19 protein-coding genes and 1 riboswitch are annotated in these 18,116 nt (G+C 45.4%); of the genes, 1 reads left to right on the top strand and 18 read right to left on the bottom strand.

Going from position 1 to position 18,116, the window contains the following annotated elements:
• Window positions 1–10 precede the first annotated feature (10 nt).
• The 11 genes from purB to RT269_RS15055 all read right to left on the bottom strand — a co-directional run bounded on the left by purB (window position 11) and on the right by RT269_RS15055 (window position 11,245).
• The gene (purB, locus tag RT269_RS15105; RefSeq protein WP_313183752.1) at window positions 11–1,441 is read right to left on the bottom strand and encodes an adenylosuccinate lyase; all 1,431 of its coding nucleotides are present in this window, start codon (window positions 1,439–1,441) and stop codon (window positions 11–13) included.
• 137 nt (window positions 1,442–1,578) lie between these two features.
• Window positions 1,579–3,021 (bottom strand): amidophosphoribosyltransferase, encoded by a 1,443-nt coding sequence (gene purF / locus RT269_RS15100; RefSeq protein WP_313183750.1) that lies wholly within the window; start codon window positions 3,019–3,021, stop codon window positions 1,579–1,581.
• Between the two features lie 76 nt (window positions 3,022–3,097).
• Window positions 3,098–3,805 (bottom strand): phosphoribosylaminoimidazolesuccinocarboxamide synthase, encoded by a 708-nt coding sequence (gene purC / locus RT269_RS15095; protein ID WP_313183749.1) that lies wholly within the window; start codon window positions 3,803–3,805, stop codon window positions 3,098–3,100.
• 146 nt (window positions 3,806–3,951) lie between these two features.
• Entirely contained in the window at window positions 3,952–4,323 is a 372-nt protein-coding gene (locus RT269_RS15090) for a hypothetical protein (RefSeq protein ID WP_313183747.1), read from the bottom strand.
• Window positions 4,324–4,527: 204 nt separating this feature from the next.
• Window positions 4,528–4,839, bottom strand: a complete 312-nt coding sequence (locus RT269_RS15085) for a hypothetical protein (protein ID WP_313183746.1) — start codon at window positions 4,837–4,839, stop codon at window positions 4,528–4,530.
• A 76-nt stretch (window positions 4,840–4,915) separates the two neighbouring features.
• Entirely contained in the window at window positions 4,916–5,674 is a 759-nt protein-coding gene (dapB, locus tag RT269_RS15080) for a 4-hydroxy-tetrahydrodipicolinate reductase (protein ID WP_313183744.1), read from the bottom strand.
• A 38-nt stretch (window positions 5,675–5,712) separates the two neighbouring features.
• Entirely contained in the window at window positions 5,713–6,597 is an 885-nt protein-coding gene (gene dapA, locus RT269_RS15075) for a 4-hydroxy-tetrahydrodipicolinate synthase (protein ID WP_313183810.1), read from the bottom strand.
• Between the two features lie 177 nt (window positions 6,598–6,774).
• Window positions 6,775–6,949, bottom strand: a riboswitch (Lysine riboswitch).
• Window positions 6,950–6,972: 23 nt separating this feature from the next.
• A complete protein-coding gene (locus RT269_RS15070; protein WP_025232439.1) occupies window positions 6,973–7,476 on the bottom strand; it encodes a cob(I)yrinic acid a,c-diamide adenosyltransferase in 504 nt (167 codons plus the stop codon).
• 203 nt (window positions 7,477–7,679) lie between these two features.
• Window positions 7,680–8,306, bottom strand: a complete 627-nt coding sequence (locus RT269_RS15065) for a single-stranded DNA-binding protein (RefSeq protein WP_025232438.1) — start codon at window positions 8,304–8,306, stop codon at window positions 7,680–7,682.
• A gap of 212 nt (window positions 8,307–8,518) precedes the next feature.
• Window positions 8,519–10,351, bottom strand: coding sequence for a translational GTPase TypA (gene typA, locus RT269_RS15060; RefSeq protein WP_313183743.1), 1,833 nt, complete (start codon window positions 10,349–10,351; stop codon window positions 8,519–8,521).
• A 237-nt stretch (window positions 10,352–10,588) separates the two neighbouring features.
• The gene (locus RT269_RS15055) at window positions 10,589–11,245 is read right to left on the bottom strand and encodes a YigZ family protein (RefSeq protein ID WP_313183741.1); all 657 of its coding nucleotides are present in this window, start codon (window positions 11,243–11,245) and stop codon (window positions 10,589–10,591) included.
• 265 nt (window positions 11,246–11,510) lie between these two features.
• Between RT269_RS15055 and RT269_RS15050 the strand changes: the two genes are divergently transcribed.
• On the top strand, window positions 11,511–14,162 hold the full coding sequence (locus tag RT269_RS15050) for a transglycosylase domain-containing protein (RefSeq protein WP_313183740.1): 2,652 nt from the start codon (window positions 11,511–11,513) through the stop codon (window positions 14,160–14,162).
• Window positions 14,163–14,243: 81 nt separating this feature from the next.
• Here the strand turns inward: RT269_RS15050 and spoVAE are convergent, their stop codons facing one another.
• From spoVAE to RT269_RS15015, 7 genes are all read right to left on the bottom strand, one after another.
• Entirely contained in the window at window positions 14,244–14,600 is a 357-nt protein-coding gene (gene spoVAE / locus RT269_RS15045; RefSeq protein ID WP_025232434.1) for a stage V sporulation protein AE, read from the bottom strand.
• Window positions 14,601–14,773: 173 nt separating this feature from the next.
• The gene (spoVAD, locus tag RT269_RS15040; protein WP_313183739.1) at window positions 14,774–15,793 is read right to left on the bottom strand and encodes a stage V sporulation protein AD; all 1,020 of its coding nucleotides are present in this window, start codon (window positions 15,791–15,793) and stop codon (window positions 14,774–14,776) included.
• A 32-nt stretch (window positions 15,794–15,825) separates the two neighbouring features.
• Window positions 15,826–16,278, bottom strand: a complete 453-nt coding sequence (locus tag RT269_RS15035) for a SpoVA/SpoVAEb family sporulation membrane protein (RefSeq protein WP_313183737.1) — start codon at window positions 16,276–16,278, stop codon at window positions 15,826–15,828.
• A gap of 40 nt (window positions 16,279–16,318) precedes the next feature.
• Window positions 16,319–16,747 carry a stage V sporulation protein AB gene (locus RT269_RS15030; RefSeq protein WP_334308553.1) on the bottom strand — a complete coding sequence of 143 codons (429 nt, stop codon included), beginning with the start codon at window positions 16,745–16,747 and terminating at the stop codon, window positions 16,319–16,321.
• Complete coding sequence (locus RT269_RS15025; RefSeq protein ID WP_313183734.1) at window positions 16,734–17,360, bottom strand: stage V sporulation protein AA; 627 nt, start codon at window positions 17,358–17,360, stop codon at window positions 16,734–16,736. Before RT269_RS15025 ends, RT269_RS15030 begins: the two co-directional genes overlap by 14 nt.
• Window positions 17,357–17,518: a hypothetical protein gene (locus tag RT269_RS15020; protein ID WP_166433172.1), complete on the bottom strand. Its 162-nt coding sequence runs from the start codon at window positions 17,516–17,518 to the stop codon at window positions 17,357–17,359. Before RT269_RS15020 ends, RT269_RS15025 begins: the two co-directional genes overlap by 4 nt.
• A gap of 63 nt (window positions 17,519–17,581) precedes the next feature.
• On the bottom strand, window positions 17,582–18,116 hold a 535-nt coding region (locus tag RT269_RS15015), incomplete at its 5' end, for a sigma-70 family RNA polymerase sigma factor (protein ID WP_313183733.1).

Here is an 18,116-nt window from a genome sequence, read left to right as displayed (position 1 = left end):
CTGCAAGCCTTTATACGTGAATCTCTGCTTTCATCCCGAGAAGTTCCCTATTTGCTTCAAGAAGAGGCTTAACCACTTCTTCCAGATAAGCAGTTACCTGGGCCGGAGCGCAGCCCACATATCTTTTGGGATCCATGCTTTTCTTTAAATCCTCCAAAGAAAGGTTGAAGGAGGGATCTGCTGCGATCAGCTCCAGCAAATTGTTGTCAAGGCCATTGACCTTTACATTCCGGCCTGCTTCCATAGACAGTTCCCTGATCCGTTCGTGAAGCTCCTGCCTGTCCCCGCCGGCCTTTACCGCAGCCATCATAATATTTTCCGTAGCCATAAAGGGAAGCTCTGCCATCATGTGCTTTTCTATTACCTTGGGATATACCACAAGCCCATCCACAACATTCAGATAAAGATCCAATATTCCGTCAACTGCCAAAAACCCTTCTGGAATGCTTAATCTTTTATTGGCAGAATCATCAAGTGTTCTCTCAAACCACTGGGTAGAAGAAACCAGCATAGGATTCATCACATCTGCCATCACGTAATTGGACAGGGACGCCATCCGCTCGCTTCTCATAGGATTGCGCTTGTAAGCCATGGCGGAAGAACCGATCTGACTCTTTTCAAAAGGCTCTTCTACTTCCTTTAAATGCTGCAAAAGGCGGATATCATTGGAAAATTTATGGGCACTCTGGGCGATACCTGCTAAAACATTGACCACACGGCTGTCCACCTTTCTGGAATAGGTCTGGCCGGAAACCGGATAGCAGCCGTCAAATCCCAGCTTCTTGGCAATCATGGAATCTGCCCTTCTCACCTTGTCCATATCGCCGTCAAACAGCTCCAGAAAGCTGGCCTGTGTTCCTGTGGTGCCCTTAGAGCCAAGAAGGCGAATGGAACCGAGGATATAGTCCAGATCTTCTAAGTCCATGGCCAGATCGTGAAGCCAAAGCGTCGCTCTTTTCCCTACGGTGGTGGGCTGAGCCGGCTGGAAGTGGGTAAAAGCCAGGGTCGCTAGGTCCTTATATGAATCAGCAAACCGGGACAGTTCTTCAATCACATTGATAAGTTTTCTGCGGACCAGCTTTAACGCTTCTGTCATGACGATCAAATCGGTATTGTCACCCACATAGCAGGAGGTGGCCCCCAGATGGATGATTCCTTTTGCCTTAGGGCACTGGACGCCATATGCATATACATGAGACATAACATCATGACGGACCTCTTTTTCCCTCTGTATTGCAACATCGTAATTAATATCATCCTGATGGGCTTTTAATTCCTCTATCTGCTCTTCTGTTATGGGAAGTCCCAGTTCCTTTTCAACCTCCGCCAGGGCAACCCACAGCTTTCTCCATGTCTTAAATTTCCTGTCCGGTGAAAAGATATACTGCATCTCCTTACTTGCATATCGCTCAGACAGCGGGCTTTGGTATCTATCTGTCATGGTTCTTATATTCCTCCTTGGGCTTCATTTACATTCATAGTAACATATTTTTTATTTGATGGGAAGAGAAACCGGGGACCCTCCGGCTGGATAAATCCAGTCAACACGGCGGTCCCCGTCTCTATTAATATCCATTTTTATTCCGTGTATTCTCCCCGAATGTCCTCCTTAGGCGGCTCAATGGGATAATCTCCGCTAAAGCATGCGGTACAGATCGGAAGTCCTTCTGCCATTTCATTCAACCGTTCGATCTTTAAGTAAGACAGAGAATCCGCTCCCAGAAGATCTCTTATTTCATCAATGGTTCTGTTATGTGCCATCAGCTGATCCTCGTTAGGTATATCGGTTCCAAAATAACAGGGATGGAGAAACGGCGGGGAACTGATCCGGATATGGACCTCCTTTGCCCCTGACTCCCGAAGCATGTTGACAATAAGGGCGCTGGTCGTTCCACGGACTATGGAATCGTCGATCATGATGACCCGCTTCCCCATTACCGCTTCCTTTAACACGTTAAGCTTGATTCTGACCGAAGATTCCCGGTTGCTCTGCTTTGGCTTAATAAATGTCCTGCCAACATAGGAATTCTTTATAAAAGCGGTCCCATAAGGGATTCCTGACTGAAGGGAATATCCCAGGGCAGCGGCGTTGCCTGATTCCGGCACTCCGACCACAAGGTCCGCTTCCACCGGAGAATCCATGGCCAAAGCACGGCCGGCGCACATCCTGGAATGATAAACGCTGACACCGTCAAACACGCTGTCCGGCCTGGCAAAATAAATATATTCAAAAATACATCTGGCTTCCTTTGACTTATCCACAAGGCAGAGGCTTGTATCGGAAACGATTCCCTCCTTTGTAATGGTCACGACTTCCCCGGGACAAACGTCCCGGACAAACTCTGCACCAAGGGTATCAAGGGCGCAGCTTTCCGATACCAGGATATAGGCGTTATCACGTTTTCCAATACACAGAGGTTTAAATCCATAAGGATCCCTGGCTCCGATTATCTTACGGGGACTCATTATGACAAGGGAATAAGCTCCTCGAAGCTTTTTCATGGCATTTACTACAGCAGCCTCAACGGTAGCAGCTTTCACTCTCTCCCTTGCAATGTGGTAAGCGATCACCTCTGAATCAATCGTCGTCTGGAAAATGGCTCCGTTATACTCAAGCTCACGTTTTAACTCCGGTGCATTGACCAGATTGCCGTTATGAGCCATGGCCAATGTTCCTTTCAGATAATTAAGAACAAGCGGCTGGGCATTCTCCCGTGTGCTGCTGCCTGCAGTAGAATAACGAACATGACCTACGCCGATGTCGCCGCGGAGGCCTTCTAAAATTTCCGGTGTAAAGACCTCATTACATAACCCCATCCCCTTATGGGCGCTTACCTTTGCCTTAGAACTGCCGGTATCGCTGACCGCAATTCCGCAGCTTTCCTGGCCTCTGTGCTGCAATGCAAGCAATCCATAATAAATGGTGGAAGCAACGTCGCCGCCGTCAAAATCGTACATTCCGAATACGCCGCATTCCTCATGCAGCTCATCCTCAAAATTGAAATTCAATTCGTTATTCATTTGATGTCTTTTCCTCTTTTCTGCTCATGCACTCTGGGCATACAGGTATACCCGCAGGTATTTCTCTCTATGCTGCTTACCGGATGCCAAGGCGGCGGAACACTTCCTCGTATGCGTCCTCCACGCCTCCTAAATCCCTGCGGAAACGGTCCTTATCCAGCTTTTCATGGGTATCCTTATCCCATAGTCTGCATGTGTCAGGAGAAATCTCGTCAGCCAGAATGACTTCTCCATGATAACGGCCGAACTCAATCTTAAAGTCGATCAAATCAATGTTTAAACCGTCAAAATACTCTATCAGAACTTCATTTACTTTAAAGGCATATTCTGTGATTTTGTCGATCTCTTCCTGAGTGGACAGATTAAGGGCCAATGCGTAGTAGTCGTTGATGAACGGGTCGCCCAGATCATCATTTTTATAACTGAATTCAAGAGTCGGACAAGCGAATTTCACGCCTTCTTCCATCCCCATCTTCTTGGCGAAGCTTCCGGCGGAATAGTTTCTGATGATCACCTCAAGGGGAATGATCTCCACTTTCTTCACTGCAGTCTCCCGGTCGCTCAACTCCTCCACCAGATGAGTGGGTACGCCTTTGGCTTCCAGCTTTTTGAAAATAAAGTTGGTCATCCGGTTGTTGACCGCACCTTTCCCTACAATGGTGCCTTTTTTAAGGCCATTAAATGCTGTGGCATCGTCTTTGTATGAAACAACCAATACATCCGGATTCTCCGTTGTATAAACCTTTTTCGCTTTTCCCTCATACAGCAATTCTCTTTTTTCCACGGTATCCACCTGTCCTTTACTGAATTAATTTATAAGTTTTTCAAATAAAACTACGGTGTTTCAGTAGAAATTATAATACAGTAAAAATAGGATTGCAACTGGTTTTATTATTATAAATACTTATGACCCTTCTGCGATTTTGTTTCTCAATCAGGTCCCTGAAGGATCACACGCTCTACTTTTTGCCAGAACTTAACCTTGCCTTCCTTCCAGTCAACAGAAAGCCCCTGCTCTTTTGTCTCCCCGGTTTTCCGGCCCCAAAAGGATTCTGCCCACGGTTCCTTAATAACCTCCGCCTCTCTGTAAACAGGAAGAAATCCATGAGGATTACTTACAAATGTTTCTCCATACGGCAGGATAAATACTGCCGCCTCCAAAAGGATCAGAAGCAGCAAGCCTCTTCTCAGACGGATATTTAAGCCTTCCTTGTGAGGAATCGCTTGTTTAAGACTTCTCCACGGCTTCTTTCTTTTATTATTATACCGCTGATATTTAAAATAATCAATTTTCCTTTTCATGGACGTTTTGCCTCTCTGCCGGGAAGGCTTGTTATTATGGCATAGTCACTGAATCATTGGCCAGAATATGGTCTTTTTTGATAAAAAATAGAACCGCTGATAAAATACTTCAAGATATGTTTCAAACATATTATATCTTATAATAAAAAAAGCTTCAAGCAAAGATTCCATGCCTGAAGCTTTTTTATTGCAGATCTCGTTCTATTATGGTGCTTTTGTGGCTCCTGAAGTAGGCTGGCCATTGCTTTCCCCTGTAATATTATCAACCCCTTTTTCTACATCATTAACAACATCGTTAATCACACCAGTGCTCTCATTTGCTCCTGCGCCTGTTGTGTCAGTCGTAGTAGTAGTTTCAGTAGTAGCTTTGGTTGTTGTTGCTGCAGTTGTCTGGGTTGTTGCACCAGTGGTGCCTGCCGAGGTTCCATTGTTTCCTTTTGTGGTTCCGCAAGCAGTCAGACACATTACTGTCATAATGACAATAAGGGTAATTGCATAAGGTTTTATTCTTTTCATAATACATTCTCCTTTCATTTTCTACGATTAGTATGTGTAAAGGAAGAACGAATTATGGTGGAAGATATTGGAAAATTTATGATTTTATAACATCTTTCATGGTATATAATCCCGGAGCTTTTCCTGCCAGGAATTTTGCTGCTGAAACAGCGCCTTTTGCAAAAATCGCCTTGGAATATGCAGTGTGATGGAAGGTAATGATCTCATCCGTTCCGGCAAAAATTACATCATGTTCCCCGACAATCGTTCCTCCGCGGACAGACTGGATCCCGATCTCTTTTTTATCTCTGGCCTTTCTGACCTGGCTTCTGTCATAAACATAATGATATTCCTGATCCATGGCCTCATTTATGGAATCCGCCAGGGCAAGAGCCGTTCCGCTTGGGGAATCAAGCTTTTTATTGTGGTGCTTTTCCAGTATTTCAATATCAAAGCCTGAGACCGCAAGGACCTGGGCTGCCTCTTTTACCAGCTTCATAAGCAGGTTGACGCCAAGAGACATATTGGCAGACCTAAGGACTGCAACATGACCGGAAGCCTCCTCAAGCTTTTTAATCTGTTCGTCCGAAAGTCCGGTGGTACATACTACCACAGGTATTTTTTTCTTAACACTGTAATCAAGAAGGCTGTCCACTGCGTTAGAGGAGGTAAAATCCACGATCACATCCGCCTCTTCCCTGCAGGCTTCCAGTGACGGAAATACCGGATACCGGTTCTGCCTGGTATCATGGGGATCGATTCCCGCAACAATGGTTATATTCGTTTCCTCTGCCGCAATCTGGGATACCACCTGACCCATTGCCCCATTACAGCCGTGCATTATCATCCTAATCATGCTATCCTCTTTTCTTCTATAGGTATATCATTTACCGATTATAAAATTCCATACTCTTTCATGGCTTCTCTTAAACGTTCCTGATTCTTAGGCTCCATCTCGGTAAGAGGCAGACGCATAGGACCTGCAGCCTTTCCCATAAGATTCAAAGCAGCCTTAACCGGAATGGGATTAACCTCACAGAACAAGGCATTGATCAGAGGAATCGCAGCAAGCTGAAGTGCAGCGCTTCGTTTTACATCTCCCTTAAAATAAGACTCACAGATTTCATGGGTCTGGGAAGGCGCAATGTTGGAAAGGACGGAAATAACGCCTTTTCCTCCCAGGGACAGCATTGGGACGATCTGATCGTCATTGCCGGAATATAAATCCACACGGCCGTCCGAAAGGTTCATGATATCCGCTATGGCCGAAAAATTGCCGCTGGCTTCCTTTACTCCTACAATATTATGGACATGCAAGCATAAATCTGCTATGGTCTCAGCCGCAATGGTTACCCCGGTTCTTGCAGGGATATTATAAAGAAGAATGGGGATCCTCACCATATCAGCGACTGCTTTAAAATGAGCCTTCAGTCCATTCTGAGTTGCCTTATTGTAGTAAGGAGACACGAGAAGAAGCCCGTCAGCACCGTGTTTTTCCGCCTCTTCAGACAGAAAAACAGCCGTCTCCGTGCAATTAGAACCGGTTCCTGCAATGACCGGGATCCGTTTTTTCGTTACCTGGCATACGAATTTAATCACGTCCAGATGTTCCTCATGAGTCATGGTGGACGCCTCGCCTGTTGTCCCGCATGCAATGATAGCGTCCGTTCCCAGAGCAATCTGTTCTTCTACCAATTCCTCCAGCTTCTCATAGTTTACATCTCTGTTCTCCTTAAATGGTGTGACAAGCGCTACACCTGCGCCTTCATAAATTGCCATGATATCTTCCTCCTGATTCTTTTTCATCATACTCAGTAAACTTTCATCCGGCCCATGCGGGTCGTACGCATCCGTAGCGGAGCGTTTTTCTTTCACCGGACTTAAACTCCTATGAATTAAAAATAGAGCTGACAACAGGGTCAGCTCTTAAAGTTTAGAATCTGGTAATCTCATCCTTCTTTAAGTAGCTCCCCATCCAAAAGGATGACAGTCATATGGCTCTTAACCATATGCCCAGAACAGGCATGCTCAGGCCATACCGTTCTTCGGCGTCTCTTCCTTCCCCCTGCCCTCATCTGTACCTGATACATCGGACAGGGTACTTATAAGCAACGCAACCTCTACTCTAATATGTATGTTACCATACTATCATTATTATATTGTGTTGTCAACTTTAACATGGTTGATTTCCAGAATACTGTCTACATACGGTTCCATTTCCTTTTGAAAAACCTTACCGGTTAATATGACTTCCATCTCATCAACTTTGGACTGAAGCAGCTTTGCCAGCTCCTCTGCTTCTATGATTTTCTGGTCCAGAAGTCCGAGGATTTCATCCAGGATCAGCATATCGCACTCTCCTGTTGATACGACCTTTCTGGCGAAATTCAGACCGTTGCGGATATTCATCCGCTCCTCTTCCTGCTGTTCTTTGGAAAGGCTTTCAAAAAAGCAATCGGACTTTTCAAACCGGAATATTTTCATCTCAGGTTCCAGGCGTTTCATAATATCAAAAGAATCCCGGCCGGGGCAGCCCTTTAAAAACTGTATCATGATCACAGTTTTGTTTTTTGTCAGAGCTCCGATTCCCATACCCATAGCGGCTGCAGTCTTTCCTTTACCTTCCCCGCATATAACCTGTATCGCACCTTTATTCATCCTTAAGCACCTCATAACAGCTAAAAAGCAATTATTTATATATTATGTTAGAACCTGATTATAGTATCATAATTTTAATACTTTTGCAAGTTTTCTTACCGTTTCCTTAATATTTCCCATGCATTCCGGGAAGAATCCGCCCCCCATGACCGGGCGAAAAGGCAAGCCTGTAAGGCATTCCACATATTTATAAATAACAGCGTTTACTCCGCACATTCCAGTTTGCTGACTGATACTTCATAAGCTACTCTTTTTTCACATTCTGTTTCAGTTAATTTTTTGGTGTATTCCCTGCTCTGGACTCTTCCCCATACTTTTACTCTTGTTCCTACTGTGAATCCGGAAGCATATCTGGCATTTCTTCCCCATGCGATGCAGGGTATGTAATCTGATTTCCCATATGGGCGGTTAACTGCAAGGAGCAGGTCCGCAATTTCCCTTCCCAAAGGTGTTTTTCTGTAAATGGGGGCTTTGCATATGTATCCATCCAGAAAAATTTGATTGGTCTTTGTGTAATCCGTAAACTCTTCTATAAAATGGACTTCTCTCACAAAAACAGAAAGCACCAGCCGGTTTTTTGTTCCTTCATGACGATTATAGGAACGGAACTGACCAATAGCTTCCACCGTTAAGCCTGAGTAATCTCCTTCTACGTCAATAAGACGTTCTGAAATCATGAGCGGTATGATATCTGCCTGTTCACTAAGACGATTTACCGCAACATCCACCATATAGAATCCTTCTCCAAATACTTCATGGCTGAAGGTGAAGCCGGAGACGATCTCTCCGATGACGCTCACTTTGTTGTTTTCAATCATTTTTTCTGACATTGTATTTCCCCTCTTCTTTCACTTATTTGCTAATATGCTTCACAGCTAATATTAAATTTATGTGAGAGAATGCTCTAAAATGATAGAAAACAATCCAAAAATATCGACACATCAGGGCAGAATGCGCCGAAAAATAAAAGAAGATACTGCTTCTTTGCCGAATTTTCGGCTAACGAGGGCAGTATCTTCCTTTAAATTACAATTTACGTCAATTACTTTTTATTAATAGTTGACCTTTTTCTTAAGGTAGGGTCTAAAATTTTCTTTCTGATCCGAAGGTTTGAAGGGGTGATTTCTAAAAGCTCATCGGTATCAATAAAGTCAAGACACTGCTCCAGGCTCATATCCCTTGGAGGCGTCAGCTTAAGAGACTCATCTGCACTGGAGGATCGGGTGTTGGTCAGTTTTTTCGTCTTACAAACATTGATTTCGATGTCTTCTGCCTTAGGATTCTGTCCGATAACCATGCCGGAATAAACCTTTACTCCAGGCCCGATAAACAGGCTTCCTCTTTCCTGGGCACCGAACAAGCCGTAGGTAATGGATTCTCCTGACTCATAAGCGATCAGTGATCCTGTCTTACGGTAGGATAACTCTCCCTTAAAGGTTGCATAGCCGTCAAATGACGTATTCATGATTCCGTTTCCTTTTGTATCCGTCATGAATTCTCCCCGGTAGCCGATCAGACCTCTGGAAGGAATTGCAAATTCCAGTCTTGTATAGCCTCCATTGGCTGGACTCATGCCCTGAAGCTCTCCCTTACGGCTTGTAAGCTTCTGAATGACTGCACCGGTAAATTCCTCAGGAACGTCAACATAAGCGATCTCCATGGGCTCAAGCTTGTGGTTCCTCTCATCATAATGGTACAAAACCTCAGCTTTGCTGACAGCGAATTCAAAGCCTTCTCTTCTCATGTTCTCGATCAAAACAGACAGATGAAGCTCCCCGCGGCCGGAAACCTTAAAGCAGTCCGGAGAATCGGTCTCTTCCACCCGAAGGCTGACATCCGTATTCAATTCCCTGAATAAGCGCTCTCTGATATGACGGGAGGTAATGTATTTTCCTTCTTGTCCTGCAAGAGGGCTGTCATTTACCATGAAATTCATGGCGATCGTAGGCTCTGAGATCTTCTGGAACGGAATCGCCTCCGGTTTTTCCGGAGAGCAAAGGGTATCACCGATGTGGATATCCGCAATTCCGGAAATGGCAACAATGGCACCGACGGTAGCTTCCTGAACCTCTACCTTATTAAGGCCTTCGTATTCATACAGCTTTCCAACTTTAACCTTACGGAATTTATCCGGATCATGGTGGTTTACGATCACGCACTCCTGATTCACTTTGATTCTGCCGTTATCCACCTTGCCCACGCCGATACGTCCAACGTATTCGTTGTAGTCAATGGTGCTGATAAGCAGCTGGGTATTTGCATCTGAATCACCTTCCGGAGCCGGTATATGATCAATGATAGTCATAAACAAAGGAGCCATGTCGGTTTCCTGATCATCAAGGTCTTTTTTAGCAAATCCGGCCTTTGCGGAAGCATAGACAAAAGGACAGTCCAGCTGTTCCTCGTTGGCATCAAGGTCCATGAGAAGCTCCAATACTTCTTCCTCTACCTCCATGGGTCTTGCCTCGGGACGGTCAATCTTATTGATGCAGGTTACCACAGACAGTCCAAGCTCCAACGCTTTCCGAAGCACGAATTTTGTCTGAGGCATAACTCCTTCATAGGCATCCACAACCAGGATTACGCCGTCTACCATCTTTAAAACACGCTCCACCTCGCCGCCGAAATCCGCGTGGCCAGGGGTATCAATGATGTTAATCTTGGTTCCGTTGTAATGAACTGCCGTATTCTTGGATAAAATGGTGATTCCCCGCTCTCTCTCGATATCATTGGAATCCATTACACGCTCCATGACTTCCTGATTCTCACGGAAAATGCCGCTTTGCTTAAGCAGGGCGTCTACCAGTGTTGTTTTACCATGATCGACGTGGGCAATAATCGCCACATTTCTTACGTCTTCTCTTTTCATCTTCATAAATGTACTCTTCTTTCTCTTCTTTAAACAAAGAATGTACCCCGGCCTCCCAGAGGATATACCGGCCAAAGTACATTTTTATAATACAGGCAATCCTGTTCCCATATCATAAAAAACTAAGGACCAACTCTGCCCTTAGTTTCATTTACATTATCACGATTATTCAGTATATCATCCTATATTTCATATTGCAAGATTTTTCTTCTTTTTTCGACAGTTTCTTAATGCCTTCCTTTTTTATCCTGGAAACAGAACCACCTCTTTATTAAAAATACCGTAGTAGACCTCTCCTGACAGAAGGAGTCCTGCTCTCCCGCCTGTCACCTCTGTAATATCAGCCCGAAGCTTATCTAAGGCCTCATCAGGAACCAGGGCAGTAAGCTCCACCCGGTCGGTGTATTCAGTTCCAAGAGTCGTGATTTCCCGCTGTCCCAGAAGATACTGGATCTTTCCAATACCGTTATAATCCGTAGTAATAGAAAGCTTCACCGCCGGTTTTGCGGTTAGAGCCGTACAGTCCTTTAACCCTTCCTGCACAGCCTTTGAATAAGCTCTTACCAGGCCTCCTGTTCCAAGAAGCGTCCCTCCAAAGTACCGGGTCACCACTGCGCAGAGATTTACAAGCTTTTCTCCTTCCAGAACATCCATCATGGGTTTTCCCGCAGTCTGGCTGGGCTCCCCATCATCACTCAGGCGCTTTTCTTCCCCGCCCCTCCCGATAATCCAGGCGTAGCAGTTATGCCTTGCATCCCAGTACCTTTTTCGTGTTTCCTCTATAAACGCAAGCGCTTCTTCCTCTGATTCCACAGGTTTTAAATTAGCAATGAACCGGGATTTTTTCTCTGTAATTTCCCCTGTGCCGCCCTGATACAAAATCCTGTAAGACTTTCTCATAAACTTCCTCATTTCTTCTTTTTAACCGATCACCCCCATTATACCCAAAAGTATAAGCCCAGGCAAGCTTCCATGTATATTTTGCCGGATTATCTCCAAAAATGGTAGGTGTTGAATTGCACAACAATTTTTGGTATAATATACCGGTAATGCCATGCGGGCATACCTTTATGCCCAAAAAGCATGGGCAGTAAAGTGGAAACACCCTGCGGGTATACCTTTATGCCCAAAAAGCATGGGCAGTAAAGTGGAAAGGAGTTTTCCTATGAATTATGGCAAACAGTCAACAGAAAAAAAGATCAGATCTGCCAATTCAAAAGCAAGGAAATATACCACTAAGGTCTTTCTTGCCTTTTTAAAGAGTCTATTTGTGCTATGCTTATTTGGCAGCATTGTCGTTGCCAGCATCTGTTTCGGCATGGTAAAAGGAATCATAGACAATGCTCCTGACGTAGATATCGCAACCATTGTTCCAAATGAATATGCAACAACAGTCTATGACAGCGCCGGCAACGTCACAGAAACCTTGGTAACTGCAGGTTCCAACAGAGAGGAAGCCAGTTATGAGGAACTTCCGAAGAATCTCGTCAATGCTTTTGTTTCCTATGAGGATTCCCGGTTTTGGGATCACAATGGAATCGATTTGCGTTCCATTCTCCGCGCCGTCAGGGGTGTACTGACCGGGGATTCCACCGCAGGCGGGGGAAGCACCATTACCCAGCAGTTAATTAAAAACAGCGTATTCGGAGGCGGCATGGAAAAAAGCTTCGGGGAACGGCTGGAGCGAAAGCTTCAGGAGTGGTTTTTAGCCGTCCAGCTGGATGAGGCCATGTCCAAGGAACAGATCATAACCAACTATATGAATACCATTAACCTGGGAAACAATTCCCTGGGAGTTAAGGTGGCTGCCAGAAGATACTTCAATAAGAACATATCGGACTTAACCTTATCAGAGTGCGCAGTCCTTGCAGGGATCACCCAGAACCCTTCAAAATTTAACCCGATCACAGGGCAAAAAGCCAATTCGGACAAGCAAAAGGTTATTCTTCAGTATATGCATGACCAGGGATATATCACAAAGCAGGAAGAAGATGAAGCCCTGTCCGATGATGTTTATTCCAGGATCCAGAACGTAGATACCGCCACCAAGGAAACCTCCACCCCATACAGCTATTTTACGGATGAACTGGTAGAGCAGGTCAAAAAAGCCATGAAGGACCAGTTAGGTTATACAGACACCCAGGCCCACAACATGCTTTACAGCGGCGGCTTATCGATTTATACCACTCAGGATCCTGCGATTCAGACCATTGTAGATGAAGAAATCAACAATCCTGAAAACTACTCAGCCGCCAGATATTCTGTTGAATACAGGCTGTCTGTTACCCATAAGGATGGAACGACCACCCATTACTCCGAAGAAAATATAAAACGTTATCACAAGGAAAACGGAGATACGGGATTTGACGGCTTATATAATTCCGAAGAGGCTGTCCAGGCCGATATCGATGGATACAAGGCTTATCTTTTAAAAGACGGGGATACCATTATAGGGGAAAGCCTTCACAAGACACTGCAGCCTCAGGCTTCCTTTGTTCTCATGGATCAGAAAAGCGGAGAGGTGAAAGCCATAAGCGGCGGACGTGGACAAAAAACAGCCAGCTTAACTTTAAACCGGGCCAGCGGCACATACCGTCAGCCAGGCTCTACTTTTAAGATTCTGACCGCCTTTGCACCTGCCATGGACACCTGCGGAGCCACCCTGGGATCTGTTTATTATGATTCCGTCTATACGGTGGGCAATAAGACCTTCTCCAACTGGTACAGCTCCGGCTATCAAGGCTACTCCAGCATACGTGATGGAATTATCTACTCCATGAACATCGTGGCAGTCCGATGCCTGATGGAAACCGTAACACCTCAGCTTGGTGTGGAATATGCCAAGAATTTCGGAATCAACTCCTTAACCGATACCGATTATAACCCGGCTCTGGCCCTTGGAGGAATCACCACCGGTGTTTCCAACTTAGAACTGACCGGTGCCTTTGCTACCATCGCCAACGGCGGCGTTTACAAAAAGCCCATATTTTTTACCAGAATACTGGATCATGACGGAAAGGTATTAATTGACAATACGCCGGAAACCCACCGGGTATTAAAGGATTCCACTGCATTCCTTTTAACTGATGCCATGGCAGGTTCCATGGAAAGCAGCAGAAAGTTCTCAAGCTCGGGACCAAGTTCCACCAGCGCTTCTGCCCGCATTCCCGGCATGTCAGGAGCAGGAAAAAGCGGTACCACCTCCGCAAACAACGATATCTGGTTCGTAGGCTATACCCCTTATTATACCGCTGGTATCTGGGCCGGCTGTGACGACAACCAGAAACTGACGAAGCAAAACGGAGGCACCTCCTTCCATAAACCCATATGGCGGAAAATCATGACCAGGGTCCATGAAGGATTGTCCGATCCTGGCTTTCCGGTGCCTGACAGCATAGAAACCGCTCAGATCTGCCGTAAATCCGGTAAACTGGCAGTCTCTGGCGTCTGTAACAACGATCCCAGAGGCAATGCGGTATACACCGAATATTTTGCTAAAGGTACGGTTCCCACCGACGTATGCAACAATCATGTACGTGCAACGGTCTGCTCCGTATCCCACCGTTTGCCAACGCCTTACTGTCCGGAACGGACCACCGCCATATTCATGGCAATTCCTGCGGGAGAAGAAGGGGCAACGGATGACTCCAAATTCGCAATGCCAGGTTATTGTACCATTCATTCTGCAAACTCCATTATCCTTCCTCCGGGAGATAATCTGGATTCACCAAGCGGACTTCCGCAGCAGTATGGACCTGGGCATACACCCCAGAATCCTGGCGGTACAACGCAGATACCTCCCTGGGGAGGCTATTAAGAAAAACATAAGGGTGCCTAAAAACCAATTTGGTTTTTAGGCACCCTTTTTGTTACGGAACTATGTTCCATCATGATCGTATCAGCTCTTCATTTTAGGCTTAAATAAAATGGATCCCAGGTAACCGAAAATCAGAGCTCCGGAGATTCCTACAGCACTAGCAGTAAATCCCCCTTTAAAGATTCCTAAGAACCCATCCTCTCCCATGCTCTTTGATACCCCTTTCCACAAGGTGTTTCCAAAGCCAAGAAGAGGAACCGTTGCCCCGGCTCCAGCCCAGTCAGCAAACGGCTGGTAGATACCAATCGCGCCAAGGATGCTTCCGGTCACTACCAGAAGTACCATAATTCGTCCGGGCATCAGTTTTGTATTATCCATTAATATCTGCACCAGGGCACAGATCGCTCCCCCGACTAAAAATGCTTTCAAGTATTCCATGGATGTCTCCTTTCTTTCAACTATTAATATAATGTGTCCGCCATGCCATTCATAATTTGGCGAAAATGCATCGCCAAATCATGAATGCGGGCTGCGCCCTATAGAAATATTTGTACTGTTTGTGCTTAGTGAGCAAGCTCCCACGCACAAACAGTACAAATATTTCTGCATGGCTATAGGTTTCCCATATTTTCGATCACAACTGCATGGGCAATCCCAGGGATCGTCTCACCTTCGTTAAAGCTCACTGTGGAAAGGAGGGCACCGGTGGGCACGAACAGGACCCGTTTCCATGTACCGCTTTGAACTTTAGGAAGGATATAGGAGCAAAGGGTGGAAGCCGCACATCCACAGCCGCTTCCTCCTGCATGGGTGTCCTGGTCTCCGCTGTTAAATATCTCGATCCCGCAATCGGTATGGATCTTTTCTAAGTCATGTCCTTTATTCTTCATAAAATCAAGCAGGATCGTCCGGCCGACCTGGCCTAAATCTCCTGTGATGATTTTGTCATAATAGGATTCATCCACCTGAAAATCATCAAAATTCTGCTGAATGGTATGGAAGGCGGCAGGAGCCATGGCTGCCCCCATATTCATGGAGTCTTTGATGCCCATATCCACCATGCGTCCGGTAGTGATTCCGGTGATGGCTGCGATTCCTTCTTTTCTGTGCTTGGTGAGTACCACCGCACCGCAGCCGGTGACGGTCCACGAGGCGGAAAACGGCCTCTGGTTTCCATATCCCAGCGGAAAACGGAATTGCTTTTCAGCCGTTGCAAAATGGCTGGAAGCCATGGCCATGACTTTATCCGCATATCCCCCTGCCACGGTCATAGCTCCCAGATTGAGAGCTTCTCCCATAGTGGAGCAGGCTCCGAACAAACCAAATAAGGGAATTTCCAAATCTACCGTTCCAAAGGAGGTGGCGATCAGCTGGCCCAGTAAGTCTCCTGCAAACAAATATCGGATGTCCTTTTTCCGGATATCTCCCTTTTCAATAGCCAGATCAGCCGTCTGCTTCTGAAGGGCACTTTCTGCCTTTTCCCAGTTGTCCGACCCAAACATGTCATCCTGCTCTATCACATCGAACAAGCTTCCCAAGGGACCCTGGCCTTCTTTTTTACCGACTATGGAAGCCATGCTTTCAATAATCGGAGGTTCTTCAAATCTAATACTTGCTTTTCCTATCTGCATTTTCTCTCTCCATTTCTCTGACTGGTTCATTCCTACAGCATTTGAAAGGCCTTTAATACATAGGCGATGATTCCAAGGATCCAGGAGCTTAATATCCCGTATAATATGACAGGACCGGCAATGGTAAAGATTTTACAACCGATACCGAACACCTGGCCCTCTGCCTTAAATTCCACAGCCGGAGCCACAACGGAATTGGCAAAACCCGTGATCGGCACCAGAGCTCCTGCTCCGCCAAACTTTGTAATCTTTGGGTAAATATTAAGTCCGGTCAGGATGACCGTGGCTGCGATCAGAACCAGAGTGGTCCAGGCAGAGGCTGCTTCCTTTTCCAGACCTGTATTCATGAATAAGGTTGTACTGTACTGGCCAAGGGTACATATGATTCCCCCCACCAGAAAAGCCTTTATAATCCCCGGCCACCTTTTGTGCACCGGAGTCACCTGCTTTACATAAGCCTCATAAGCTTTTTTGTTTATTTCCATTATTTTCCTCCTTCTCGTCCATGCATTCCTTTCCCTAATGCTACGGTCCAAAATTCGCTGTAAAATAGATCAGAGAACCGATCAATTTGCCAAGCCCCAGGGAAAGGATCAAATATTGAAGACCAACAGCAAGATGAATCCTACGGCTGAATATAGGCAGGGCTTTCAAAGTCTCCGCTAGGGACATGACAAGGATGCCCACAAAGATTCCTACGGAAATTCCATATATTCCAAGAACCAGATTTCCGCCAAAGCCTATGGGAATTTCATAAATATCCCATACATTCCCAAGTACACCGCCAAGAATGATGACCGACTCAAAGAGCAAAATGTGCTTTTTCGTGTGGGTCACTCCGATCAATCTTGGAAATACACCAATAATTACCAAAAAAGCAAAAACGCCGGCTGCTATAATGCCGCCAGCGCTGAGCCCAATAAAAACAAGAAATACTTCTCTAAGAAACATCAATATCCGACTCCTTTCTTCCATCGTTCTGGATCAGGGTCTTACTGATATTGTCTTCGTAAAGCCGCATTTCCACCTCCAGCGGAGTTGGATCGGTATTGATCTTGTATTTTGCGAAATGATTGAAGAATCCTACAATTCCAAGAGCCAGTCCAACGGAATAACTGACCTCCAAAATCGTGAATCCGCTTGACTCCTGCTTCATGATAACCCGGTAAATTTCCTTAAAAACGTCCGTAACACTGGCATCATTATTAAAGGTCATAATGGCAAAGGATGCACCGCAGAAACATACGATACAGACAAAAATGGTTTTGATCCACTGCCAGACCCACATGGGTGATTTGGGCTTATGGTAGTCTATGATAAAATCTACCTCTCCCACATTATTGATCTGTAGAGTCGAATCCATTTCCATCAATTTCTTGATTACATCCAGAGTTTTTTCTATATACCTTTTGTTGCGGTCCAAATGGATGGTTTTGATCCGGAGAGCTTTACACTTATTCATGATGGCCGTATCGTCGCAATAAACATCTGCCACATCCTTTAACTGGATCTCCTTGTGATGAACCTCTGTAATCTGGCTGATATTCAAGTAAACGGTCTTGCTCATGAAACCATCATCTCCCATCCCGGAATGGCTTCTACAAGCGTCCCTTCTTTTTCTGTTCCATCCGGCATAACCGCAATCATATACCAGATAGCAGCGGCTACTGCAATCAGGCATAATACAAGAAGCGCCATGACAAGCTTATGTTTTATGGATTCCATACGTGCTCACATCCTTTTTTCTGGTTTTCAAAGCTAGTATGAGCCGTATAAAATTATTTTATTCTACAATTTTTCCCGCATCTGTTTTAAAATCTTTTTTTCCAGTCTGGAAACCTGAACCTGAGATATTCCAAGCTTTGCGGCAATTTGACTTTGAGTCTCATTATAATAATAACGCCTGATAATAATTTCTCTGTCCTTATCGGAAAGCGCCGTTAAAAGTTCCCGAAGCACCATGCGGTTTAAAAGTTCTTCCTGGGCGGAACTTTCCTCTTCAATTTTATCAATGAGTAAAATGCTGTTTTCGTCATTTTTGTTAACGGACCGGTATAAGGATTCCACTTCCGCGCCCGCCTCAATGGATGCCGCCACTTCTTCTTTGCTGGCCCCTATTTCTCCTGCAATTTCTTCAAGCGTAGGCTCTCTTCCAAATCGATACACTAACTCTTCCCTGACGTTTTTCACTTTAAGCCCCATTTCCTTTATGGAGCGGCTGACTTTGATCATTCCGTCGTCTCTTAAAAAGCGTTTGATCTCTCCCGTTATCATGGGCACCGCATAAGTGGAAAATTCAAACGCTTTTAAAGAGACGACGGAA

The sequence above is a fragment of the Lacrimispora sp. genome, assembly GCF_032078915.1.
Classification (GTDB): Bacteria; Bacillota; Clostridia; order Lachnospirales; family Lachnospiraceae; genus Lacrimispora.
The sequence above is the reverse complement of the archived record's forward strand: the minus strand, read 5'-3'. Positions and strand labels throughout refer to the sequence as shown.